Source organism: Gordonia sp. PvP123 (assembly GCF_040547295.1).
Lineage (GTDB): Bacteria > Actinomycetota > Actinomycetes > Mycobacteriales > Mycobacteriaceae > Gordonia > Gordonia terrae.
In genome coordinates this window covers 314,369-338,338 of sequence record NZ_JBEPPN010000002.1, presented here as the reverse complement: position 1 = coordinate 338,338, position 23,970 = coordinate 314,369, and the positions used below count along the sequence as shown (strand labels likewise).

Here is a 23,970-nt window from a genome sequence, read left to right as displayed (position 1 = left end):
CGCGACGAGGCGTGGCCTGTAGTGTCGCCGATCATCAGAATGTCGTGACATTCCGGTGCGGCGACCCGTGACAGATGTCAGAGTGCGCAGGTCAGGTCGGTCGGAATCCTTGCCGGACCAGGAACTCGCGCGCCCGTCCGAACTTGCGATCGGTGGAGAACGCGTACCAGCGCTGATTCACGCCCGCTTCGTGGACGACGTCCCGGAACCTGCGGAACGCGCCTCGCCCCTCGATCGCACGTTCCAGACGATTCCTCAGATCGGGATCGGAGATGCGCGTGGCGAAGTCCGCCATGTCCCGCCAGCTGTCGCGCGAACCGACGCAGTCGAAGCGCAGCCAGCGATCCGGGTCCTCCTCGACATCGATCTCCTCATCAAATACCCCCGGCTCGAGACTCTCGTCGTCGTAGGCGAAACCGGTGGTCAGGTCGACGTAGCCACCGGTCGATCGGCTCGGATCGCCTTCCATCTGGTCGCTGAGCATCTCGAGATCCACCGTGACCGGCCGTCCCGGTGCGGGTTCACCGCGCAGACTCGCGAGCAGGTCCTCGGCGAGTTCGGCGTCGCCGGACTCCCCCCGTCGGTTGAGTTGTTCGACGATCGACACGGCCACCGGTTCGGCTCGCTCGCGGCGCTTCTGCAGTGCCATCGGCACCCCGGGGCCGACCTGCTGGAGTACGTCGTGCAGATCGCATCCGATGACGGCATCCAGGAAACGATCGGCATCCGACGACGCGATCGACCCGCGTACCTCGCCCAGATCGAGTTCGCGTATCTCCTTCTGCGCGGGCCACTGCCCGACGAGCATCGGATGCGGAACGGTGGGGCGTGGTGGCGTCTCGTCGTCCCCATCGGCCGTCCGTCGACCGTACTGATCCGGGATGTCGCCCCAGCCGAAGTACGCCAGCGGCGTTTTCGGCTTGATGCCCAACACGTCCAACGGGTCAACCTTCAGATCTCCCACGACACACCGGTGGGTCCACTCGTCGCCGAGATCGAAGGTGTACTGGAACTCGGAGCCTGTCGCTGCGAACGCGGCGACCTTGGCCGTGGCGATGTCCACGGGCTCGGAGATCGGGCCGGCGATACCACCGGCCAGGTCGGCACCGAGCGCGGCGTCGGCGACCACCCTGCCGTCGTCCAGGGTGAAAAGTGACAGATGGGAACGATCCCATCGAGCGAACGCGTCATCGACGGCGGTCGCCAGATCCTTGAACGTGTGCGCCGGTCCGACCGCGAAAACCCTGCCCGGCCAGGGCCACAGTTCCGTACCTCGACCACCGAGCAGTTCCACGGTCACCGACAACCATGTGCGCGCCATGCGTCGAGAGTGACATCTTGGAGGCGAAGACGCACCGTTTCGTACTCGGGCGTTTCGTTAGTCACTCATAGACCCCCTCGACGATCCACTCGCCTGCGCGGTAGCACAGCAGCAGGGCACGCGAATCGTCGAGCAACACCTGTGCCCGGGCGATGAGTCCGGTCTCGGTGGTTCCGGCCGGCCCCGGTGGCCCGGTGGGCCGGTCGGTGCTCCCGACCGGCCAGGGCCCGGCCCACCAACACAGCCCCCAGCTCGATCGGCGTGCCCGGGATGATGCCAAGGCGACGGTCACCGGTTCGGCGGTGAAGGCCCCGCGTTCGGTCACCTTCACCGGTTGCCCCACGGCGTCGAGCACATGGATCGCGGTCTCCACCAGCACCGTCGGGCTGGGTTGTGGCAGGCGCCCGGGCCACGGCGCCAATGGGTCCCGGTGCGGAGCAGGCTCGTCGCCCAGGGAGACCATCGTGATCCGTTCGGCGGGTCCGCGACCACCGCTCAACACGGGGATGCGCACGGCGTCACCACCCAGCAAGCCCTGTATCCGCACCAGCGAACGCCGGGCGCGCTCCTCCACGTCGGGCTCACCGGCCAGTCCGCCACGGGCGAGATCGTCGGTGAGCTGGTAGTGCAGCGCACCGGCCTCGACGACCTCGACCGGCTCGAGCCGCAAGCGGACGATCGGTGAGTCGGGCCGGGTGTCCCGCACCGTGACGCGCTGCGCACCTCTCCCCTGGGCTGTGCTCCCGTAGGGGGCTTCGAGCGGGGAGGTACGTCGTGCCGCGCCGGTCAGCCACCCCTCGAGTTGCCATCGGATACGATCCGCGGTCGTCTCCGGCGTCAGCGGTTGGGCGCACCGCCAGGTTCGCGAATGCTGTTGTCCGCGTTCGGTGGTCGCGGTGATCGTGAGTCGCGTACAGGCCACCGCGGCATCGCGCAGGCGTCGGTGCAGCGCGTCGGCGAGGGTACGGCCGATGAACGCCGCGACGTCGATGCGGTCGACCGGCGGGTCGCAGGTGTGGTCGACGTCGAGTTCGGCGGGCACACCGCGGGACGAGGGGACGCGCCCCGGCAACGCGTTGGCGAGCCGATGCGCGACCACCGCATCCCGGGCGAACCGGGTGGCGACGTCGGTGACGGACATGTCGGCGAAGGCGCCGATCGTGCCGATCCCCAGCCGGCGCAGCAACTCCACGAGATCAGCCCGGGACGGATCGCTCATGCTGGGTTCGACGGCGAGATCGGCGACGGGCCGCCCGGCGAGATATTCCCGGTCACCTCCGGGCTCCACCTGATGCCCGTTCCGGGCGGCGAGGACAGCGGTGAAGATCTCGTCGGCGATGCCGACCTGCGACTCGATGCCACATGCCGACACCACGTCGACGAGTTCCTCCGCGAGGGCCTCCATCCCCCCGAAATAGCGGGCCGCGCGGTCGCCGGCGATCACCAGGAGACCCGGCCGGAGCACTTCGAGAGCTGGTATCACCTCGGCGACCGCGGCGACCACCGGTTCGAACAACCGCCCGTCCCGGTTCTCGTCGGCGGTGACCACGGTCATCTCCGTACACGCCGCCTGCGCCTGGCGTTTGCGCATCCCACGGCGGACACCCGCCGCCCGGGCCGACGCCGAGCAGGCCACCACCCGATTCGCCGACAGCACCGCCACCGGATGCAGTGGGGGCAGGTCCGCTTCGGCCGAGGCCGCCATCGCCGGCCAGTCCGGGCACCAGAGCGCGAGAATCCGCCGGGCCCCCGTCTCCTCGGGGGGCATCAGTTCGCCACCGCGAGCACCGGGGAGGTACTCGTCGCCGCGACCATCTCGACCGTGCGGTCGGCGCCGTGACCCGCCGCCAGGAGCTCGACCTCGGTGCTCGCGGACTGCCGGCCGCGGCCGGACACCGTGACCTGCAACCGCATCCCGCCGATGCGGCCGTAGCCACTGCGCGCGGAGTCGAGACCGGCTGCGCGGGAAGCGGTTCGGCCCGGAAGGTGCGGGCTGTGCCGGTAGGTGAGGACACGGGCCTCGATGGCCAGCTGCGCGCCCGGCCAGGTGCCACCGGTCACCAGCAACACCGACGACTGCTTGCGTACCCGACCCATGACCACCCGGGCACGTGACGGGGCCACCACCTCGGTCCGTGGGCGAGTCCCCACGCCGTCGCCCGCCAGGTCCAGGATCACCAGGTCCATACCGTCGAGCAGGACCGCCGCCACCTCGACCGGATCGGGGCCGGGATCGGGGATGGTGGCGATACGGGACAGGTCGGCACCCATCTCCGCCGCCGACAACAAGCTCAACCGTGGCAGACCGACGATCCCCACCTGCCCACCGGCACGGGTCACCGCTGCGATCATCGCGACCAGCACCGAGCGGGCACCATCGAGACCGACCACCGTACCCCGCGGAATCCCGTTGTGCGGCATCACCTCCGACAACGAATCCGGCATCGGGAGTACACCCACCGCCCGATCGCGGACCTCGACCACCCGCTGATCGGGCCGACCGGACATGGCCGCCATCCGCCGACGCAATCCCGCCAGTTCGTCGGCGCGTCCACGGGCCGCGACATCGGTCACGGCAACACCAGCTGACACATCCATCTCCGGACACCCTCCAGTCGACATGAGGTACTCGAGCGAGCCGGGAAGGTGCGCGCCACCAGGGTCTCGAACAGCCTTCCGAGTGATCCCGAGGGGTACCCCCGGCCGCAGATCATTCGAACACTTTTTCGATGTTTCGAGAGTAGAACCAACCACCGACAAGCGTCAAATGACATCGAAATCCGTTGCGCGACAGCACATGTACTCGAACACGTCGAATCGGCGCAGATCAGGACTGCGCCGACTCGGAAGAGCAGGGGTCAGAACAGGGTGAGGGCGTGCTGCAACTCGGGCGCGGCCACCGTCGTCGACGTGTCCCGACCCGCCTGCCGGAGACCACCGGACCCCGCGAGGCCGTGTCGGTGCACGAGCGGCTTCATCCGGTCACGGAGCCACGACGAGTACTCCGGGGTGACATAGGCGCCACGCCCGTACAGCCCTCGGTAGCGGCGGATGAGAGCCGGATGCTCTTCCGCCAGCCACTCCAGGAACCACGGCTTCGTCGAGGACCGCAGATGCATCGGGAACGCGGTCACGCCCGACGCACCGGCGTCGGCGAGGGCCTCGAGCAAGGAGTCGAGATGCGCGGAGGAGTCGGTGAGAAACGGGATGACGGGGGCCACCATCACATGCGGCGCGATCCCGGCGTCGGCGAGGTCGCGGATCAGCGAGAGCCGTGCCTGCGGTGACGGTGTCCCGGGCTCGATCTTCTTCTGCAGATCCGGATCGAGGATCGCCAGCGAGATCCCGACGCTGACCGACACCTCCCCCGCGGCCTGACGCAACAGCGACAGATCACGACGGATCAAGGTGCCCTTGGTGAGGATGGAGAACGGCGTCCGGGACTCGGCGAGCGCGGAGATCACACCCGGCATGAGCCGGTATCGCCCCTCGGCCCGCTGGTAGGGGTCGGTGTTGGTGCCCAGTGCCACCGTCTCCCGGCTCCACGATCGGCGCTTGAGTTCCTTGCGCAACACCGCCGCCACGTTGAGCTTCACGACCACCTGGGTGTCGAAGTCCGTCCCCGCGTCGAGGTCCAGGTATTCGTGCGTCGGACGGGCGAAACAGTAGCGGCAGGCATGCGTGCACCCGCGAAAGGTGTTGACCGTGAACTGGAACGGGAGCTGCGAGGCCTCCGGGACGCGGTTGAGCGCACTCTTGGCCAGCACCTCGTGGAATGTGACACCCTCGAACTCGGGCGTGCGAACGGACCGGACCAGACCCGAACGGCTCAGCCCGGGGAGCGACCCGTCGTCGACCTCCACCGCCTGATCGGACCATCGCATGATCCGAGTCGAACATACGTACGACTCGACTGTCAAGTGCGTGCCCGCCGTGCGGGCCGCGCCGCTATCATCTCCGTATGTCGACGACCGCCGGACCCCACCATGCCCCGGGTCCCCAGTATCTGGTGGCCGGACGATACCGCCTGAAGTCGCGGATCGGCGGGGGCGGCATGGGCACCGTCTGGCTCGCCCGCGACCAGCTCCTCGACCGTGACGTCGCCGTCAAGCAGGTCGTCTCCACCGAGGGCCTCACCGAGGACTCCGCGGACAATGTTCGCCAGCGGGCCATGCGAGAGGGCCGCATCGCCGCCAAACTCTCCCACCGCAACGCGATCGCCATGCACGACGTGGCCCTCGACCGGGGCGAACCCTGGTTGGTCATGGAGTACCTGCCGTCGCGCAGCGTCGCCCAGATCCTCCATGCCACAAAGACACTCGCACCTGCCGAAGCCGCCCAGATCGGCGCGCAGGTGGCCGATGCGATGGTCGAGGCCCACGCCGCGGGGATCGTGCACCGCGACATCAAGCCGGGCAACATCCTCATCGCCGAGGGCGGCCGCCACACGGGCCTGGTCAAGATCACCGACTTCGGGATCTCACGAGCCAAGGACGATGTCACCCTCACCCAGACCGGCGTGATCACCGGCACGCCGGCATATTTCGCCCCCGAGGTCGCCCGCGGAGCCGATCCACAAGAGGCGTCGGACGTGTACTCACTGGGCGCGACGATCTACACGATGGTCGAGGGCCAGCCGCCGTTCGGCGTCGACGACAACTCGATCGCCTTGCTGCACAGGGTCGCACGGGCCCGCATCAATCCCATGCAGAATGCCGCCGAACTCGAGCCGGTCCTGCTGCGTCTCCTCGAACCCAGCCCGACCAAACGCCCGACGATGAGCCAGGCTCGAGATCTCCTCACCTCGTTCGCGGCCGGCTCCCGCGGCACCCGTGATCAGGTCCTGACCGGCCTGATCACCCGCCCGGGAGCGGGTACGCCGGTCTGGTCGCAGCGGACCAACCGATCGTCCACCACCGGTCCGCACCGCCCCGCCGGCGCCACCCTGCCCCCGTACGCCCCGACGATGTCGGCCGATCGCGGCTCCCGCGACCTGCCGCGCACCCGACAGGGCATGTCCCCCACGATGATGTCGACGTCGCAACCACACTCGTCGACGCCGAGACCGCCCACGGCACAGCACCATCCGTCCGATGGACGCCGGCCGTCGTACGGTCCGCCCGCGCAACCGTCGGGCACGTCGAGCACCGCGCTCGCGGTGTCGATCTTCGTGTTCTTCGCGGTGCTCGCCGTGGTCGTCGTACTCGCGATCGCGCTGGTGCGCTGAGCGGTCGTCCGCGGCGGGCGCTCAGCCGATGTGGCGGGTGGCCGCCCACCGGGTGAGGGCGTTGCGGTTGGACTGCTGCGTCTTGCGCAAGACATTCGACGCGTGGGTCTCGACCGTCTTGATCGAGATGAACAGCTCCTCGGCGATCTCGCGGTAGGTGTACCCCCGCGCGAGCAGACGCAACACCTCCAGTTCTCGCCTGGTCAGCGAGTCGAGTTCGGGGTCGAGCGGCGGCTCGGGGGCCGAGGACTTGCCGGTGAACGAGTCGAGGACGAAACCCGCCAGACGCGGACTGAAGACCGCGTCGCCGTCGGCCACCCGACGGACCGCGTCGGCGAGTTCCGGACCTGCGATCGTCTTCGTCACGTAACCGCGGGCGCCGGCGCGAATGGTCGCGATGACGTCCTCGGCGGCGTCGGACACGCTCAGCGCGAGGAACACCGGTGGAACCGAACCCGGTGCGGCCGAACCGATCCGATCGAGCACGCCGCGCAGCACGGCCACCCCGCCACCGGCCGGCATGTGCACGTCGAGGAGGACCACATCCGGCGCCGTCGAGACGATCCCGTCGATCGCGTCGGCCACGGCACCCGCTTCGCCGACGACACGCAGACCCGGCTCGTCGGCCAGTTCGGCACGGACCCCGGAACGGAAGACGGCGTGGTCGTCGACCAGGTACACGGTCACCGGACCGGAGGGGTCGGGGCTCGTCGGACTCGCTGTCATCGTGCCTTCCTGTTGTCGGCCGGGGCGACCGCATCCATGCTCATCTCGCCGGTCCGCGCGGGTGGCTCGGACCTCTCCGGGTCAGATCTCTCCGGGTCAGATCTCTCCGGGTCGGATCTCTCCTCCACCGAACCCCCGTCACCGCGCGGCATCATGAGGCCCACGTTGGTTCCGCGTCCGGGCGTCGAGGTGATCCGCACGCGCCCGCCCATCCGTTCCACGCGAGCGCGGATCGACCGGGAGATCCCCTGCCGGTCGTCGTCGACCGTCTCGGGGTCGAAGCCGAGGCCACGGTCGCGCACGTACACCTCGACCTCGTCGTCGGTGATCTCGCCGTATACGTCCACCGTGCGCTCGCCGGAGTGCTTGGCGGCGTTGACCAGGGCTTCGCGCGTCGCGCCGACGAGAGCGGACCATCGTTTGGCGTCGCGGGTGTTGTTCGGGCGCAGATCACCGACGGTGATGATCTCGACCTCGATACCGTAGGCGTCCTCGACCTCGGCGCCCACACTGCGCAGCGCCGCCGCCAGGGAACCGCGTTCGGTCGCCGGATCACCGAACAGCCACGCCCGCAGCTCGCGTTCCTGGCTCCGGGCCAGCCGTGCCACCTCGTCGGGCCGACCCGCCTTCTTCTGGATCAGCGCCAGGGTCTGCAGAACCGAGTCGTGGAGGTGCGAGGCGATCTCCTCGCGCTCGGCATTCCGGATCCGGGCGGAGCGCTCCTCGTTGAGGGTGCGCAGCAGGCGCATCCACAGGGGCACGGTCAGCAACACGACGCCGATGAGGGTCGCGCCGACCGCGAGGATCGTCGAGTTGAGTCCGCCGAAGCTGCGGTCGCCCGCGACCACCACGACGACCAGACCGCCGACGACGAGCGCGACGCCGCCGATCAGCCGGGTCCAGGTGAGCAACGGGGTACGCGGTGCCCGATGGGACGTGTCGAACTCGCGCCACACCAGGCTTGCGCCGAGGGCGATGAACACGAACGGGACGAGGTAAGACGCCGGGGTCCCCGAGGCCGCGAACCCCACCACGGCCATCGCCACCAGCCCGATCATCGCCAGTCCGAGCGACTGACGGCGCACACCCGGCGCCGGTGGCGCGGTGTCGCTCCCCTGGGGGCAGAAGAACCAGAGCAGACCGTACGCGGCAACACCGGCCCCGGCCAGCGCGGCCAGCACCACGAACACGATCCGCACGCGGAACACATCGACACCGAGGTGGTCGGCCAGTCCACCGGCGACGCCGGCGACCACGCGCCCGCCGTCGCGGCGCACCAGCCTCGGGACCGGTTCGACCTCCATTCGACTCACTCCTCGATCGTCCCATGCGATCGGCTCCGCGACATCGGGGTCAACCCCGGTTCGTGCGTGTCGATCTCAGGGTGTGTCGCTCCACCACCCCTGCACACCGGATTTCTCCGGGGGACAATTCAGGGGATCACCCGATGTGTTCGTGGCCCGGTGGGCGGCACGATGATCGGCATGGAGACCAAGGAGTTCCAGCAGCAGATCCAGGGCATGTGGTCGACCCGCCCGTATCGGCCCGACGATCGGACGATCGCCGGCGTCTGCACCGGCATCGCCGCGCGCTACCGCGTGGACCCGACGCTGGTGAAGGTCGCGTTCGTGGTGGCGGCGTTCTTCGGTGGCAGCGGACTCATCCTCTACCTCGCGGCCTGGGTCGCGTTCCCGGGCGCCGGCCGCGCACGCGCCGATGCGCTCCGGGTCGAATCCGCGCGAGCCGGCCACAGCTCGCACGGCTCGCTGCACGGACTCGGCAACCCCCAGGTCATCCTCCTGGTCGTGCTCGCGATCGTCATCGTCACGTCTGTCGGACCCAACCGGACATGGGGTTCCGGTGGACTCGTCGGCGCGATCCTGATGCTCGGCGGCTGGTTCCTGTTGTATCTGCGCACCCCGACTCCACCGGTAGGCACGAGCATCGACACCGCGGCGGTCACCGACATCGTCGTCCCGCCGCCGGCGGCCGGTCAGTTCGAGCGCTGGGTACCGCGTGGGATGAGCAGTCCGGCCGGTACCCATCCGGTGACGCCTGCGCCCCGGGTCGAGTTGGAAAAGGACCCTTCGAGGCTCGTCGCTAACGCTCCGCACACCTCAGGGAGCGGAGGGGCGGTCGCCGACGCTCCGCACACCTCGGGGACCAGTGGGGCGCGCGACGACGTCGACCTCGACGTGAGTCCGCCCGCATGGGATCCGCTGGGGGCGGCGCGGTTCGCGTGGGATCTGCCCGAGCCGGCCAGCCCGGCGGAGCCGCCCGCCCGCATGCGCCGACGCTCACCTCTGACGCTGATCGTGATCGGTCTCGCGATCATCGCGGGCGCCGTCGGCACGGGCCTGCACCAGATCGGCGTCGACTGGTTCACCGTGCCGCACATCCTTTCGCTCTCACTGGCCGTCATCGGCGCGGGACTGCTGGTCGCCGCCGTCGTCCGGCGCCGGACCGGGGAACACAGCACCGGCCTCGTGCCCATCGCGATCGTCCTGGGAGCCGCCGTCGTGGTCGCCACCGTGATCTCCGGGGTGAGCGGGCTGTCCGGACCGCTACCCGCCGGAGGGGCGGGCGAGCGCGAATGGAAGCCGTTGACCGAGAACGACATCCAGGCCGAATACTCGCTCGGCGTCGGCGAGATGACCCTGGACCTGCGCGCGGTGGATCTCACCACCGACCGGACGGTGCGCCTGGAGAACGGCGTCGGGACGATCCGGGTCCACGTCCCCGACACGATGAACGTGCGTGCCAACTGCCAGACCGGCATCGGTGACTACACCTGCCCCACCGGGCTCGACGGCGGCCGCGACGGCACCGATGGCCCGGTCCTGCAGATCGACGCCCGCACCGGCATGGGAGAGGTTCAGGTCCTGCGATGAACGCACCCGACAACACCTACGGAGACGACCCGGCGGCCACCAGCGACGACCGGGGATGCGGGTCCACCCATCGCGCACCGGGGCTCGGACTCCTCGGGATCGCGGCCCTCGCGGTGGCCGGATGGGGACTCGCCGACGGGCCGGCACTGCCCGAGGCCGCCGACCTCGGGTGGGTCGCGGTCGGGATCGGCCTGCTGATCGGGCTCGTGCTGATCGTGTCCGGGACTCGTTCCCGGCGCTGACCGCGACAACGGTCCCGATTCCCGGCGGAGACAGAGAAGCGGGGGGGGGGGGGGGGGCCCCCCCCCCCCGGGGGGGGGCCCCCCCCCCCCCCCCCGCTTCTCATCGCCTCATTCCCATTCGATGGTGCCCGGCGGCTTGCTCGTCACGTCGAGCACCACGCGGTTGACCTCGGCCACCTCGTTGGTGATGCGGGTCGAGATGATCTCGAGCACCTCGTAGGGCACGCGCGTCCAGTCGGCGGTCATCGCGTCCTCGCTCGACACCGGGCGCAGGACGATCGGGTGTCCGTAGGTCCGGCCGTCTCCCTGGACACCGACGCTGCGCACATCGGCCAGCAGCACCACCGGGCACTGCCAGATCTGTGCGTCGAGTCCCGCGGCGGTGAGTTCCTCGCGCGCGATCAGATCGGCCTTGCGGAGCATCTCCAGGCGGTCGCCGGTGACCTCGCCGACGATCCGGATCGCCAGACCCGGTCCGGGGAACGGCTGACGTGCGACGATCTCTTCGGGCAGCCCGAGTTCGCGGCCGACCGCGCGCACCTCGTCCTTGAAGAGCAGCCGCAGCGGCTCCACCAGGCTGAACTCGAGGTCGTCGGGTAGGCCGCCCACGTTGTGGTGGCTCTTGATGTTCGCCGTCCCGCTGCCGCCGCCGGACTCGACGACGTCGGGATACAGCGTGCCCTGCACGAGGAAGTCGACCTTCTCCCCCGCCTCTGCCTCCTCGCCGAGGACCTCGCTGACCGCACCCTCGAACGACCGGATGAACTCCCGGCCGATGATCTTGCGCTTGGTCTCCGGATCGCTCACGCCGGTCAACTCGCGCAGGAACACGTCCGCGGCGTCGACGGTGACGAGTTTGGCGCCGGTCGCGCCCACGAAATCGTGCTGCACCTGTTCGCGTTCACCCGCGCGCAGTAGTCCGTGGTCGACGAAGACACAGGTCAGCCGATCCCCGATGGCCCGCTGCACGAGCGCGGCCGCCACCGCGGAATCGACTCCACCGGACAGTCCGCAGATGGCCCGTCCGTCGCCGATCTGGTCGGCGACCGCGTCGATGAGCGCGTCGGCGATGTTCGCGGCGGTCCAGGTGGCCTCGAGGCCCGCGATCTCGTAGAGGAAGCGCGTGAGGATCTGCTGGCCGTGCGGCGTGTGCAGCACCTCGGGGTGATACTGCACCCCGGCCATCCGGCGCTTGAGGTTCTCGAACGACGCGACCGGCGCACCGGGCGTCGACCCGGTGACGGTGAATCCCTCGGGCGGACTCTGCACGGCGTCGTTGTGGCTCATCCACACCGGCTGGGTGTCCGACAGGCCCTGATGCAGAACACCTTCGCCGTTGACGGTCAGCGTGGTGCGCCCGAACTCGCGGCCGCCGGTGTTGGCGACCTCGCCACCGAGCTTGTCGGCCATCGCCTGGAATCCGTAGCAGATGCCGAACACCGGGACGTCGAGGTCGAAGAGGGCCGGATCGAGATCGGGCGCGTCCTCGGCGTACACCGACGAGGGACCACCCGACAGGATGATCGCAACCGGATCCTTCTCCTGGATCTTCTCGATCGGAGCGTCGTGGGAGATCACCTCGGAGTAGATGCGTGCCTCGCGCACCCGGCGGGCGATCAGTTGCGCGTACTGCGCGCCGAAGTCGACGACGAGCACCGGCCGCGGACCCTCGAGGAAATCCTCGGGGGAGTTCGCAGGAGAATCTGTCGCAGAAGAGTCTGTCACCGGGCCGAGTCTAGTGGGCGGACCGGCGCCCGTCCCTGGTCACCCCGCCCGGCGGATGCGGGCCCGCGATACCCGCGTGAAATACTCCGGAATCGACATGACTGCATCGCCGGAAACCCCCCATCGCTGGTCGCTGAGCATCGGCGACCTCACCCAGGCCGCCGTGTTCGCCGCGCTGATCGCCGCGCTCGGACTGCCCGGGACCATCAACATCGGCTCCAGCGGTGTGCCGATCACCCTCCAGTCGCTCGGCGTCATCCTCGCCGGTGCGGTTCTCGGACCCAAGAAGGGAACCCTCGCGGTCGTGCTCTTCATGGTGCTCGCGATCGCCGGGCTGCCGATCCTCGCCGGCGGCCGCAACGGGTACACCTCGCTCTCCTCGCCCACCGCGGGCTTCTTCATCGGGTTCCTGCCCGCCGTCATCGTGATCGGCGTGCTGACCGCGATGATGCTCGGTGTCGGCACCACCCCGCGCTACCGCGTGATCTGGGGCATCGGCATCAACGTGCTCGGCGGGATCGTCGTGCTCTACGTGTTCGGGATCGTCGGCATGCTCCTGCGCACCGACCTGACGGTGTGGGCGGCGCTGTCGGCCAACGGCCCGTTCATCCCCGGTGACATCGCGAAGGCCGTGGTCGCCGCGCTGGTCGCCGCCCAGGTCCATCGCGGGCGGCCCGGACTCATCGCACCGATGCGACTGTCGCGGCGTGCCGGCGTCGCCGACAGCTGACGCGGCGGTGGCCCGAGCCGGATGATCGAGTTCGAGAACGTCTCGCACGCCTACGACGGTCGTGTCGTGCTGCGCGACGTCTCGCTCACGTTGTCGGAGAACCGCATCGGGATCGTCGGGGCCAACGGCAGCGGTAAGTCGACGTTGGCGCGGATGATCAACGCGCTCGTCGTGCCCGACTCGGGGACGGTCACCGTCGACGGCCTGCCGGTCGCGAAGAACAAGCGTGAGGTCCGCCGACGGGTGGGGTTCATCTTCTCCGACCCCGACCGCCAGATCATCATGCCGACGGTGCTGGAGGACATCGAGCTGTCCCTCCGCCGGACCGATCTCGACAAGGCGGCGCGCGCCGATCGCGCTCGTGCGGTACTCGCCCGGTTCGGACTCGGCGACCACGCCGACCATCCCGCCCAGCGACTGTCCGGTGGACAGAAGCAACTCCTCGCCCTCGCGTCGATCTTCGTGACCGACCCGGCGATCATCGTCGCCGACGAGCCCACCACCCTGCTCGACCTGCGCAACACCCGCATGCTCACCCGGGTCTTCGACACCCTGGACGAACAGCTCGTCGTCGTCAGTCACGACCTCGACATCCTCGCCGGCTTCGACCGGGTGATCGCCATCGACGAGGGGCGCGTCGTCGCCGACGACTCCCCCGGGCCCGCGCTCGCGGCGTACCGCAGGCTCATGTCGTGAACGTGCTCGGCGTCTACCGGCCCGGCAACACCCTCGTGCACCGCCTGCCCGCCGGGTTCAAGTTCCTCGCGATGGGCGTGCTCATCCTCGTGGTGTCGCTGACCGTGCGGTCGCTGCCGGCTCTCGGGATCGCAACCCTCGGCGTCGCAGTGATCTACGCACTGGCCGGGATCGGCCCCTGCGAGGCATGGCGGCAGCTGCGCCCGCTGCTGTGGCTGCTGCTGTTCATCTTCGCGTTCCAGGTCGTGTTCACCGATTGGCGACGGGCCGTGGTGATCTGCGGGGTCCTCGCGCTGTCGGTCGCACTCGCCGCCGTCGTCTCGCTGACCACCCGCACCACGGACATGCTCGACACGATCGTCCGAGCACTGGGGCCGCTGGCCCGCTTCGGTGTGCGCGTGGACCTCATCGCGATCGCGTTGGCGCTCACGATCCGGGCGATCCCGCTGATGGTCGAGGTGGTGCGCGAGGTCGACGAGGCGCGCAAGGCCCGCGGGTTGCGTCCCGGGCCACGCATCCTCGTCGCCCCGGTCGTGCTCGCCGCGCTGCGCACCGCCGACGGCTTCGCCGACACCCTCACCGCGCGCGGCCTGGACTGACTCCCCGCTGCCGCCGACGGACGACGACTCAGAGCAGATCCGAGAGTGCGTCCTCGAGCCGGGGAAAGCGGAACTCGAACCCGACGTCGGCCAGGACATCCGATCGCGCACGGCGTCCCGTGAGCCCGAGCGCCGGATCCGTACGCAGCACCTCCGCACCGAGTTTCAGCAACCAGGCCGGCGTCGGCGGCGCCGGCGGGCGTCCGATCTCCGCGCGCAGCATCGCCATGAGCTCGGTGTTGCGCACCGGATACGGACTGGCCGCCACGACGACACCGTCGGGAAGAGACACCGCGTCGTCGACGCGCAGTGCCGCGCGGGCGATCGCGAGCCAGTCGTCGATGTGAATCCAGCTGAACCACTGCCGGCCGTCGCCGACCCGCCCGCCGAGACCGAATCTCGTCAGGCCGGCGAGACGGCGCATGGCCGGGGCATCCGCGTCGAGGACGATCGACGTCCGCAGCACGGTCAGGTGATCGGTGTTCGCGCCGTCCACCGCGTCCTCCCACGGCTGCGCGACGCCGGTCATCTGTGGCAGGCCGAGGGGGACCGGCGTCGACTCCGTGCACCACTGGTCACCTGCGTCGCTCCAGATCGCCGTCGTGCTGGACTGCAACCAGTACGAGATCGGGGTCGACCGCGCCCGGGAGGCGACGACGAGAGCGCGAGTCGCATCCACCCGACTGCTCCGCAGCGCGGCGATGTTGGCCTCGGTGGGACGACAGTCCACGAGCTTGCCCGCGAGGTTCACCACCGCCGTCGGCCGATCCGCGGCCAGCACTTCGACCCAGTCGCCCTGGGTCTTGCCGTCCCAGATCACCTGCTCGAAGGGCGACGACGGATCGATCCGCCGCGTGAGGATGACCGGATGGTGTCCGCGCGCGGCGAGATCGGTCGCCAGATGCGTTCCCAGCGAACCACTTCCGCCCGCCAACACCACGGTCGGCGACTCTGTGCCCGACATGCGCTCCCCCGTTCGGCCGTGCACGCCGACCCTACCCCGGCGACGACGCCGAACGGGATCCCCCACTCACAATGCGCGCTGTCCGCGCACGGTTGCTACGAGATCCGCTGGGCCGTGACCGGTACGACGGGGATGATCGGCAACCGGAGGGCGCCCGGCGCGTCGGCCGGGACCACCGGCGACCTCGGCGTCGTCGGCTCGATGCGGCGGTACGGGTCACCCTGTGCGGGGCGCTGATCCTGTTCCCCCTTGTTCGGCCACAGCGCCGCTGCGCGTTCCGCCTGCGCGCAGATCGTCAGCGACGGATTGACACCGAGGTTCGCCGACACCGACGCACCGTCGGCGATGTGCAGCGTCGGGTAGTTCCACACGCGCTGGTACGGATCGATGACACCGTTCTCCGGGTCGTCGGAGATCGCGCACCCGCCGAGATAATGCGCCGTCAGCGGCATGTTGACGATGTCGCCCCACGTTCCGCCTGCGACACCGCCGTTCAGCTTCGCCGCGATCCGCCGAGTCGCCTCGTTGCCCTTGGGAATCCAGGTGGGGTTCGGTTCCCCGTGGCCCTGCTTGCTGGTGACATAGCGAAGCGGTCCGCGCTTGCGGACGAAGGTGGTCAGTGAATTGTTGTTGTTCTGCATGACCAGTGCGATCACGGTCCGCTCGCTCCACTGTCGCACCACGAGCAGCCGCACCAGCAGCAACGGATTGCGGGCGACCTGGCGGAGGAACTGGCCGAACCGGTTGCGGCGGCTCCCGCCGTCGGTCAGCAGGGTCTGCAGGTACGCGATCGCGTTGGAGCCCTTGCCGTATCGCACCGGCTCGATGTGCGTGTTCGGTTCCGGATAGAACGACGAGGTGATCGCGACCCCGCGCGAGTAGTCGTTCTCCGGGTCGATCCGGGAACCCATCGCGCCCAGGATCGACTCCGAGTTGGTCCGCGTGAGCCTGCCCATCGCGTCCGAGATTTGCGGCAGCGTACCGAGTTTCGCGTGATGCAGGAGTCGCTGGGTGTTGAACGTGCCGGCCGCGAGGATCACCTGCCCCGCGGTGATCGTCCGCCGGCGACGCCCCAGCGGCCCCCACGACGACGAGTGATGGGTGCCCACCTCCCACACACCGTCGGCGCGCCGGTTCAGCGAGTCCACGGTCGTCCGGTCGATGATGGTGGCGCCGTTGCGTTCCGCGAGACCGAGGTAGTTCTTCAGCAGAGTGTTCTTCGCACCCACCCGACATCCGGTCATACATGCGCCGCATTCGGTGCACGCAGTTCGATCCGGCCCCGCACCGCCGAAATACGGGTCGGCGACGGTCTCGCCGGGCGCCCCGGACAAGCCCGTCTTCGCACCGAAGAACACACCGACCGGCGTCGGTGTCACCGTGTCGCCGACACCCATCTCCGCCGCGACCTCGGCAACGACACGATCCGAGGCGGTGACCGTCGGGTTGGTCACCACGCCGAGCATCCGGCGGGCCTGGTCGTAATACGGACCGAGCTCGTCCTCCCAGTCGGTGATGTGGTTCCACTGCGGATCGGTGAAGAACGGCGTCGGCGGCTTGTACAGGGTGTTGGCGTAGTTGAGGGACCCGCCGCCGACCCCAGCCCCGGCCAGGATCATCACGTCCTTGAGTGCGTGGATGCGCTGGATGCCGTACAGGCCCAGCTTCGGCGCCCACAGCCACCGGTTCAGGCGCCAGCTGGTCTTGGCGAAGTCCTCGTCCTCGAAACGACGACCCGCCTCGACCACGCCGACGCGATACCCCTTCTCCACGAGCCGCAGCGCACTCACGCTCCCGCCGAACCCGGAGCCGACGATCAGAACGTCGAAGTCGGTGGCGTGTTCGGTCGACCTGTCCAATCCCATGGCGAACATACTAACGCGCATTGTCACATAAGGAGACCCAGGTCACCCTAACCCGTCGTGACGCGGGGCCAGGGGGAACTCAGGCGTGGACGGACAGCCCCACGCGCTGGAACTCCTTCAGGTCGCAGTACCCGGCCTTCGCCATGGCACGACGCAGCGCCCCGACGACGTTCAGTTCGCCGTAGGGATCATCGGACGGCCCGTTGAGGACACGCTCCAGACTCGGGCGGTCCTCGCCCGCGGCGACCTGCAGGAGCGCGCCGCGCGGGGTGTCCGGGTGCGCCGCGGCCGACGGCCAGTACCAGCCGTTGCCGGGCGCCGAACTCGTTGCGGCGAGCGAGGTTCCGAGAACCGCGGCGTCGGCGCCGCAGGCGATCGCCTTGACCAGGTCGCCCGAGCTGTGGATGTCGCCGTCGGCGATGACGTGGACGTAGCGACCGCCCGTCTCGTCCAGGTAGTCGCGACGCGCGGCGGCGGCGTCGGCGATGGCGGTCGCCATCGGCACACCGATGCCGAGGACCTCGCCGGTCGTGGTGGCCCCCGCGGCCGAGCCGTAGCCGACGATGACGCCCGCGGCGCCCGTCCGCATCAGGTGCAGGGCGGTGCGGTGATCGTGCACGCCGCCCGCGATGACGGGCACGTCGAGGTCGGCGATGAAGGTCTTGAGGTTGAGCGGTTCGCGCGCGGCGCCGTCGGCGTCGACCTGTGCCACGTGCTCGGCCGAGATGATCGTGCCGTGCACCACCAGGATCTCGACCCCGGCGGCCAGCAGCGCCGGGGTCAGTTCCGGCGCATGCTGAGGGCTGACCCGCACGGCCGTGGTGACGCCGGCATCGCGGACCTGCGCCACGGCCTCGCCCAGCAGGCCGCTGTCGAGCGGAGCCGCATGCAGCTTCTGCAGATGCCGAACCGCCGCATAGGGATCCGGATCCTCCGCCGCGATCGCGACGAGTTCGGCGATCTTGGCCTCGACGTCGCGATGACGGGCCCACAGCCCCTCGCCGTTCAGGACCCCCAGCGCACCGAGCTTGCCGAGCTCGATCGCGACCGACGGCGACACCAGGGCATCGGTCGGATGACTCAGGATCGGCGAGGAGAACCGGTAGGCATCGATCTGCCACGCCGTGGAGACGTCCTTGGACGAACGGGTCCGACGGGACGGGACGATGCTGATGTCGCCCAGCTCGTAGGTCCGTCGGGCTGTCCGGCCCATGCCGATTTCGACGAGGTCACGCACCACTGCGCCTTTCTGCGGAGTTCAGCTGCACAACGACCCTACGGCCTGGCCCGCCGGACGAGTCCGGCGGGAACGGCCTCGGGGAGTTCAGCGGGAATAGTAGTTGGGCGCCTCGGCGGTCAGAGTGATGTCGTGCGGATGGGATTCCTTGAGTCCCGCCGCGGTGATCTGGACGAACCGCGCGGTCTGCAGATCCGGGATCGTCGACGCGCCGGTGTAGCCCATGGCGGCACGCAGGCCGCCGACCAGCTGGTGGATCACCTGCGACAGTGGGCCCCGGAACGGCACGCGTCCCTCGATGCCCTCGGGAACCAGCTTCTCCTCCTTCAGGACGTCGTCCTGGAAGTAGCGGTCCTTCGAGTACGACTTCGCCTGCCCACGCCCCTGCATCGCACCGAGCGAGCCCATGCCCCGGTAGCTCTTGAACTGCTTGCCGTTGACGAGGACCAGCTCGCCGGGCGCCTCGGCGGTGCCCGCGAGCAGCGAACCGAGCATCGCGGTCGACGCGCCGGCGGCGAGTGCCTTGGCGATGTCGCCGGAGTACTGCAGACCGCCGTCGGCGATCACGGGCACACCGGCCTTCTGGCAGACCGCCACCGCTTCGAGGATCGCGGTGATCTGGGGGGCGCCGACGCCCGCGACGACGCGGGTGGTGCAGATCGAGCCCGGGCCGACGCCGACCTTCACCGCATCGGCACCGGCATCGACGAGCGCCTGCGCGGCCTCACGGGTCGCCACATTGCCGCCGACCACGTCCACGCGGTCGCCGACCTCGGCCTTCAGCTTGGCCACCATGTCGAGCACGAGCCGGTTGTGCGCGTGGGCGGTGTCCACGATGATCACGTCCGCGCCGGCGTCGGCGAGTGCCATCGCACGGTCCCACTGCGGGTCGCCGGTGCCGACGGCTGCGCCCACGAGCAACCGTCCGTCGGAGTCCTTGGTCGCCAGCGGATGCTGCTCGGTCTTGACGAAGTCCTTGACGGTGATGAGTCCGGTCAGCCGGCCGTTGCCGTCGACGATCGGCAGCTTCTCGATCTTGTGCCGGCGCAGCAGTCCCAGCGCGGCCTCCGCGGAGACCCCTTCCTGGGCGGTGATCAGCGGCGCCTTGGTCATGACCTCGGCGACCGGTCGGCTCTGGTCGACCTCGAAGCGCATGTCGCGGTTGGTGATGATGCCGACGAGCTCACCCTTGTCGTCGACGACGGGCAGGCCCGAGATGCGGTAGCGCGCACACATCGCATCCACCTCGGCGAGCGTGTGGGAGGGCGTGCAGGTGACCGGATCGGTGACCATCCCGGCCTCGGACCGCTTGACCGTCTCGACCTGACCGGCCTGTTCCTCGATCGACAGATTGCGGTGCAGGACACCCATACCGCCGGCACGGGCCATGGCGATCGCCATCCGGGACTCGGTCACGGTGTCCATCGCCGAACTCACCAGCGGGACCCGCAACGTCACGTTCTTGGTCACCCGCGACGAGGTGTCGACCTCGCTGGGGATCACGTCCGACGCCGAGGGCAGCAACAGGACGTCGTCGAAGGTCAGGCCGAGCATCGCGACCTTGCCGGGATCGTCTCCACCGGTACGAACAGCAGTCATCGGACCATCGTATCGACTCCCCTGGTGCGGCGATCGTCACACAGGCGTCTTCGTGCCGGTGAGACCGCCTGATCGACTCCGGTCACGGCCGCCGGGACCGGTGAATGCTTGCGGCGCGGGCGGCTGGGGATCGGCTACGGTGGTGAGGTGCGTGACCACCTGCCACCCGGCCTCCCGCCGGACCCGTTCGCCGACGATCCCAGCGATCCCGCATCCGCCTTGGACAGCGTGGAACCGGGTATCCCGCTGGACGAGAACGAACGGCTCGCGGTCGAGGAGGATCTCGCCGATCTCGCACTCTACGAGGCGTTGCTGGCCAATCGCGGCGTGCGCGGCCTCGTCGTGGTCTGCGAAGACTGCCACGAAGACCACTACCACGACTGGGACATGTTGCGCGCCAACCTGATCCAGCTTCTCATCGATGGCACCGTCCGGCCCCATGAGCCGGCGGTGGATCCACGCCCGGATGCCTACGTCACGTGGGACTACTGCCGCGGGTACGCAGACGCGCGCAGCCATCTCGACGACGAACGCTGACTGCCGCAGACGAACGCGGACAGCCCGCATCGGCTCGCCGGTCCGGTGACCGAGTCGTCGGCCAGACCATACGAGTGAGGCCCTGCACCGCTTCGGTGCAGGGCCTCACTCGTTGAACGTGGTGCCGGGGTCGTCAGCCGATCGGCCGACCCGATGCATCCACACCGGGCGGCGGGGTCCACGGGATCTCGGGGAATTCGGCCGGGTAACGCGTGACCTTGGTGCTCGAGGACGGCGTCGAGGGTTGTGTCGGAGCACTCGACGAGGGGACCGTCGACGGCACCTGCGGTTCGCTCGTCTGCTCGGACGGCGTGGTCGGCTCATCGGTACCGCCACCGGGCGGGGTCGACTCGCCGGGCGACGAGGGCTCGTCCTCGCGGCTGGTCAGATCCGGTCGGGTCGGCTCGGTCGTGGCCGGCTGTTCCGCGCCGGTCGACGGCGCGGGAACGGTGAGTTCGGTCGGCAGACCGGCGCCGTCGCGGATGCGGTTCATCCACTCGGTCATCTCGTCGCGCATCTCGCTGTCCATCGGTCCCATGCGTTCCTGCGCCTCGGCCAGCAGGCCGGCCGCCGCGCCCGGGTCGCCCGCCGCGATCGCGGCCTCGGCTCGCTCGAGATTGTTGCGGACATCGTGCGCGGCCTGCGTCTGCGACGCCGCCTCGGCGAACACGACCTGCTTGATGCCCCACAGCGGGTCACCGGGTTGCGAGCCCTCGGAGAGCACGGTCAGACCGGCCGCCGCGACGATGACGATCGCGGCCGCACCCGACACGACGCGGAGGTGACGGACCATCCGGCGCCCGCGACTGGCCCGCTCGGTGGTGCCGATCGCCCGTTCGACATCGTCGACGGACACCAGCTCCGGCTCCGGGGTGGACATGATCTCGGACTTCCAGCCCGACAGCATCTCGGCCAGTTGGTATTCGGCCGCGTCGCGGGTCGGCACCGGCACGTCGCGGGTGAGCGCGTCGAGGAAGTTCTCGTCGAAATTGACCTCGGAGAGGTCGAGGGCGTCGTCCTCGACCGAGGCGGGATCGACGCCTGACGGAGCCGAGTCCAGCGGTCGGGGTCCGGGACCGGCCGGCGACGGGCCACTCGCACCCGGCGCACGGCGATGCGCCGGTGGCTGGCCGGGTCGGTTCGGCTGGTCACCACCGACGACACGGCGTCTACGCCAATCAGACTGTCCGCTCATCGTGACCTCCTGTCCGTCTCAACTCGTCTTTCAATTTCGCCAGCGCCCGGTGCTGGGCGACTCGCACCGCCCCGGCAGTGCTGCCGATGGCCTGCGCGGTCTCCTCCGCCGACATGCCGACGATCAACCGCAGTACCAGGACCTCGCGCTGTTTCTCCGGCAGGATGCCCAGCAGGGCTCGCATCCGTCTGCTGCCGTCGGCGTCGATGGCGAACTGCTCCGGACCGCCGGCGACGTGCGAGACCTCGGGGATCTCGTCGACCGGGTCCGATTTCACCCGCGCCGCCACCCGCATGGCGTCGGCAACCTTGTGCGACGCGATGCCGTAGACGAAGGCCATGAACGGTTTGCCCTGGTCCCGATAACGGGGCAGTGCGGTCATCACCGCCATCAATGCCTCCTGCGCGATGTCGTCGGCGGAGAACAGATGGCGTTCCCCGACCCCGATGCGTCCTCGGCAGTAGCGCAGGATCGGTTCCTGCACGCTTTCGAGAACTGACGTGAGAGCGGCACGATCGCCTTGGCCCGCGGCCCGGACGGCGTCGTTCAACTCACCACCTGTCAACTTCATCGCGCGTAGGAATCCCCGTGTTACAGATCGGCCAACCGGCCTCGCCGCCAGTCCTGGTACGGGCCCCGACACGGTGACGCCGCCGGTGGCGACCGTCGTGGACCGCGGCTGGTGAGCAGCGTTCCCCGACGTCCCCGGCGGCGACGGCGTGGCAGACCCCAACACACCTTAGCGATCAACCCCCGGGCATCAGCGCCATGCCCTTGCCGATCAGCGTGGCGCGGAGCTCGCGGTGGCGTGCGGCGTCGTCGTCAGAGGCGGACCCGGTGCCCAGCAGCAGACTGATCGCGGCCCACTCCAGCGGGAGGAGACCCTCGTCGCGAGCGTCGTCGGCGACACCCCGCGCAGCCGTCGCCGCGGCGCCGCGATCCCCACCACCCGCGGTGGCGGCTGCGGCGATGAGATCGGTCTTGATGCGATGCCGAGCCGGAACCGGGGTTCCCGCCTCCTGTATCTCCCGGATCAACAAGGCCCCCGCCCGGGCATGGCCGAGCCCGGTCGAGACGTCGCCACGATAGAGACCGAGTTCGGCGCTCACCCACTCCCAGCGCAACCGACAGCGGGTCGCCGTGGCCCAATCGGCGTCCGGCGCCTGCCAGGACCATTCACCCCGGGCCGGTCCGGGAGACGGGTCGAGAACCGACCTCGCCCGATCGAGCAGCCGGCGAGAGGCACCGAATCTCAGCAGGCCCAGATTGTCGGCCGCGAGCCCGATGAGTCCGTCCGCGACCGCGGCACGCGTCAGGGAGACCTCGGCCGGGCCCGGCGATCCCATCCCATCCGAGAGACCCACGGTCGCGAGGGACCGGCCGTCGATCCCATGTGCGATCCGATGACGCCCGGCCTGACGCACCAGCGATGCGCGGGTGCTCTGGCAGAGCGACAGCAGTGCGGTTCGCGGTCCCGGAGGCGTCGACGGGCCGGTCTGCGGACCGACGACCCGCTCGAGATCGATGAGCGTCGTCAGCGCGCCCGCGTAGTCCCCGCGTCCACCGGCGGAGACCGCGTCGGCCCAAGCGCGCAGAAGCGGTGCCACCACCGACGCGGTGGACGGGTGTCGACGCAGCTCAACGGCGTTCTCGAGCGCCGCCCAGGTGTTCTTGGTCACTCCGACTTTTTTGGTTTGCATGAATTTAACGAACGATTCCCAACGTTAATTCTCTGGACAGATCACGGGTGCATCATCGGAGGATTTCCGACGTGTAAATCGGTTCGCTCGACGTCACCACACCCCGGCGCACGTCACGCTGGACAAAGACTACGCGAGGTTCGCTGTATTCGCTGGTCACATGGGGTGAGACCATCCGATCCAGGGGCCGCATGAAACCCTCGCCACTGCTGTGCTATCCGACCGACATCACCTAACCCGCCGTTAACATTTCTGAGACTTTCGCGGCAATCACGTCCCATTTCGGGCCTATTGACGCCATTTCTCAGGCCCGCTTAATGTGAGTTCAGCGTTGCAGGAAATCGACGTTTCTCACCGAGCACCTCGGTGCGGCCCACGACAAGGAGTAGCTGTCATGCCTCAGCCCAATCATCTCCCCGGCCCCAACGCTGACATCTGGGACTGGCAGATGTCAGGACTCTGCCGCGGCGTCGACTCGGCCATGTTCTTCCATCCGGACGGCGAGCGCGGCCGGGCCCGAGCGCAACGTGAGCGCCGCGCGAAGGAGATGTGCCACCAGTGCCCGGTCATCGCGCAGTGCCGGGAGCACGCCCTCGCGGTGGCGGAGCCGTACGGCATCTGGGGCGGCCTCTCCGAATCCGAGCGCAGCATCCTGATGAAGCGCGGCGTCGGCCGCCGGATGGCCAGCTGAGGCCCGGGGCGACGAGCCCATCTGA

Annotated in this window: 21 protein-coding genes and 2 pseudogenes; 9 read left to right on the top strand and 14 right to left on the bottom strand. The window is 69.3% G+C overall.

Translation table 11 applies throughout. From position 1 onward, the window contains the following. Positions 1-91: 91 nt before the first annotated feature. The 4 genes from ABIC25_RS04405 to ABIC25_RS04390 form a co-directional block, all read right to left on the bottom strand. Entirely contained in the window at positions 92-1,321 is a 1,230-nt protein-coding gene (locus ABIC25_RS04405) for a UPF0158 family protein (protein ID WP_354560136.1), read from the bottom strand. A 61-nt stretch (positions 1,322-1,382) separates the two neighbouring features. Then, the gene (locus tag ABIC25_RS04400) at positions 1,383-3,089 is read right to left on the bottom strand and encodes a DNA polymerase Y family protein (RefSeq protein ID WP_354560134.1); all 1,707 of its coding nucleotides are present in this window, start codon (positions 3,087-3,089) and stop codon (positions 1,383-1,385) included. Beyond that, positions 3,089-3,919, bottom strand: a complete 831-nt coding sequence (gene imuA' / locus ABIC25_RS04395; RefSeq protein WP_354560132.1) for a DnaE2-dependent mutagenesis accessory factor ImuA' — start codon at positions 3,917-3,919, stop codon at positions 3,089-3,091. The genes ABIC25_RS04400 and imuA' overlap by 1 nt, the downstream gene beginning before the upstream one ends. Positions 3,920-4,179: 260 nt before the next feature. After that, the gene (locus tag ABIC25_RS04390; RefSeq protein ID WP_354560130.1) at positions 4,180-5,205 is read right to left on the bottom strand and encodes an Rv2578c family radical SAM protein; all 1,026 of its coding nucleotides are present in this window, start codon (positions 5,203-5,205) and stop codon (positions 4,180-4,182) included. Between the two features lie 77 nt (positions 5,206-5,282). Between ABIC25_RS04390 and ABIC25_RS04385 the strand changes: the two genes are divergently transcribed. Continuing rightward, positions 5,283-6,548 carry a serine/threonine-protein kinase gene (locus ABIC25_RS04385; RefSeq protein ID WP_354560128.1) on the top strand — a complete coding sequence of 422 codons (1,266 nt, stop codon included), beginning with the start codon at positions 5,283-5,285 and terminating at the stop codon, positions 6,546-6,548. Between the two features lie 21 nt (positions 6,549-6,569). Here ABIC25_RS04385 and ABIC25_RS04380 read toward each other — a convergent pair whose 3' ends face one another. Further along, positions 6,570-7,274 carry a LuxR C-terminal-related transcriptional regulator gene (locus ABIC25_RS04380; protein ID WP_101819107.1) on the bottom strand — a complete coding sequence of 235 codons (705 nt, stop codon included), beginning with the start codon at positions 7,272-7,274 and terminating at the stop codon, positions 6,570-6,572. 36 nt (positions 7,275-7,310) lie between these two features. Here ABIC25_RS04380 and ABIC25_RS04375 point away from each other — a divergent pair. Continuing rightward, positions 7,311-7,370 (top strand): annotated as a pseudogene (locus ABIC25_RS04375) (hypothetical protein); the annotation flags it as partial. A gap of 110 nt (positions 7,371-7,480) precedes the next feature. On the opposite strand, the pseudogene ABIC25_RS04370 reads toward ABIC25_RS04375, so the two are convergent. Then, positions 7,481-8,578 (bottom strand): annotated as a pseudogene (locus tag ABIC25_RS04370) (PspC domain-containing protein); the annotation flags it as partial. Positions 8,579-8,749: 171 nt separating this feature from the next. Between ABIC25_RS04370 and ABIC25_RS04365 the strand changes: the two are divergent. Both ABIC25_RS04365 and ABIC25_RS04360 read left to right on the top strand, forming a co-directional pair. Then, positions 8,750-10,165 carry a PspC domain-containing protein gene (locus ABIC25_RS04365; RefSeq protein ID WP_354560335.1) on the top strand — a complete coding sequence of 472 codons (1,416 nt, stop codon included), beginning with the start codon at positions 8,750-8,752 and terminating at the stop codon, positions 10,163-10,165. Further along, positions 10,162-10,407, top strand: a complete 246-nt coding sequence (locus tag ABIC25_RS04360; RefSeq protein ID WP_101819109.1) for a hypothetical protein — start codon at positions 10,162-10,164, stop codon at positions 10,405-10,407. The genes ABIC25_RS04365 and ABIC25_RS04360 overlap by 4 nt, the downstream gene beginning before the upstream one ends. Before the next feature lie 108 nt (positions 10,408-10,515). Here ABIC25_RS04360 and guaA read toward each other — a convergent pair whose 3' ends face one another. After that, a complete protein-coding gene (guaA, locus tag ABIC25_RS04355; protein ID WP_435529092.1) occupies positions 10,516-12,132 on the bottom strand; it encodes a glutamine-hydrolyzing GMP synthase in 1,617 nt (538 codons plus the stop codon). Between the two features lie 97 nt (positions 12,133-12,229). Here guaA and ABIC25_RS04350 point away from each other — a divergent pair, with 97 nt between their 5' ends. The 3 genes from ABIC25_RS04350 to ABIC25_RS04340 are packed head-to-tail and all read left to right on the top strand — an operon-like array spanning position 12,230 to position 14,157. Beyond that, the gene (locus tag ABIC25_RS04350; RefSeq protein WP_101819270.1) at positions 12,230-12,862 is read left to right on the top strand and encodes a biotin transporter BioY; all 633 of its coding nucleotides are present in this window, start codon (positions 12,230-12,232) and stop codon (positions 12,860-12,862) included. A 21-nt stretch (positions 12,863-12,883) separates the two neighbouring features. Further along, positions 12,884-13,558, top strand: a complete 675-nt coding sequence (locus ABIC25_RS04345) for an energy-coupling factor ABC transporter ATP-binding protein (RefSeq protein ID WP_239400517.1) — start codon at positions 12,884-12,886, stop codon at positions 13,556-13,558. Further along, entirely contained in the window at positions 13,555-14,157 is a 603-nt protein-coding gene (locus ABIC25_RS04340) for an energy-coupling factor transporter transmembrane component T family protein (protein ID WP_354560125.1), read from the top strand. The genes ABIC25_RS04345 and ABIC25_RS04340 overlap by 4 nt, the downstream gene beginning before the upstream one ends. Before the next feature lie 28 nt (positions 14,158-14,185). Here ABIC25_RS04340 and ABIC25_RS04335 read toward each other — a convergent pair whose 3' ends face one another. The 4 genes from ABIC25_RS04335 to guaB all read right to left on the bottom strand — a co-directional run bounded on the left by ABIC25_RS04335 (position 14,186) and on the right by guaB (position 19,822). Then, complete coding sequence (locus ABIC25_RS04335) at positions 14,186-15,121, bottom strand: epimerase (protein ID WP_354560123.1); 936 nt, start codon at positions 15,119-15,121, stop codon at positions 14,186-14,188. A gap of 95 nt (positions 15,122-15,216) precedes the next feature. Next, complete coding sequence (locus ABIC25_RS04330; RefSeq protein ID WP_435529093.1) at positions 15,217-16,995, bottom strand: GMC family oxidoreductase N-terminal domain-containing protein; 1,779 nt, start codon at positions 16,993-16,995, stop codon at positions 15,217-15,219. A 70-nt stretch (positions 16,996-17,065) separates the two neighbouring features. Beyond that, entirely contained in the window at positions 17,066-18,223 is a 1,158-nt protein-coding gene (locus ABIC25_RS04325; RefSeq protein ID WP_033203751.1) for a GuaB3 family IMP dehydrogenase-related protein, read from the bottom strand. Between the two features lie 87 nt (positions 18,224-18,310). Then, entirely contained in the window at positions 18,311-19,822 is a 1,512-nt protein-coding gene (gene guaB / locus ABIC25_RS04320) for an IMP dehydrogenase (RefSeq protein ID WP_064571629.1), read from the bottom strand. A gap of 147 nt (positions 19,823-19,969) precedes the next feature. On the opposite strand from guaB, the gene ABIC25_RS04315 reads away from it, so the two are divergent. Beyond that, entirely contained in the window at positions 19,970-20,359 is a 390-nt protein-coding gene (locus ABIC25_RS04315) for a DUF5319 domain-containing protein (RefSeq protein WP_064571630.1), read from the top strand. 133 nt (positions 20,360-20,492) lie between these two features. Here the strand turns inward: ABIC25_RS04315 and ABIC25_RS04310 are convergent, their stop codons facing one another. From ABIC25_RS04310 to ABIC25_RS04300, 3 genes are all read right to left on the bottom strand, one after another. Continuing rightward, positions 20,493-21,554 (bottom strand): anti-sigma-D factor RsdA, encoded by a 1,062-nt coding sequence (locus tag ABIC25_RS04310; protein ID WP_004019190.1) that lies wholly within the window; start codon positions 21,552-21,554, stop codon positions 20,493-20,495. Further along, a complete protein-coding gene (locus ABIC25_RS04305; protein WP_033203601.1) occupies positions 21,538-22,125 on the bottom strand; it encodes a sigma-70 family RNA polymerase sigma factor in 588 nt (195 codons plus the stop codon). Before ABIC25_RS04305 ends, ABIC25_RS04310 begins: the two co-directional genes overlap by 17 nt. A gap of 175 nt (positions 22,126-22,300) precedes the next feature. Continuing rightward, the gene (locus tag ABIC25_RS04300; RefSeq protein WP_354560119.1) at positions 22,301-23,233 is read right to left on the bottom strand and encodes a hypothetical protein; all 933 of its coding nucleotides are present in this window, start codon (positions 23,231-23,233) and stop codon (positions 22,301-22,303) included. 415 nt (positions 23,234-23,648) lie between these two features. On the opposite strand from ABIC25_RS04300, the gene ABIC25_RS04295 reads away from it, so the two are divergent. After that, entirely contained in the window at positions 23,649-23,945 is a 297-nt protein-coding gene (locus ABIC25_RS04295) for a WhiB family transcriptional regulator (protein WP_004019187.1), read from the top strand. The last annotated feature ends 25 nt before the right edge of the window (positions 23,946-23,970 follow it).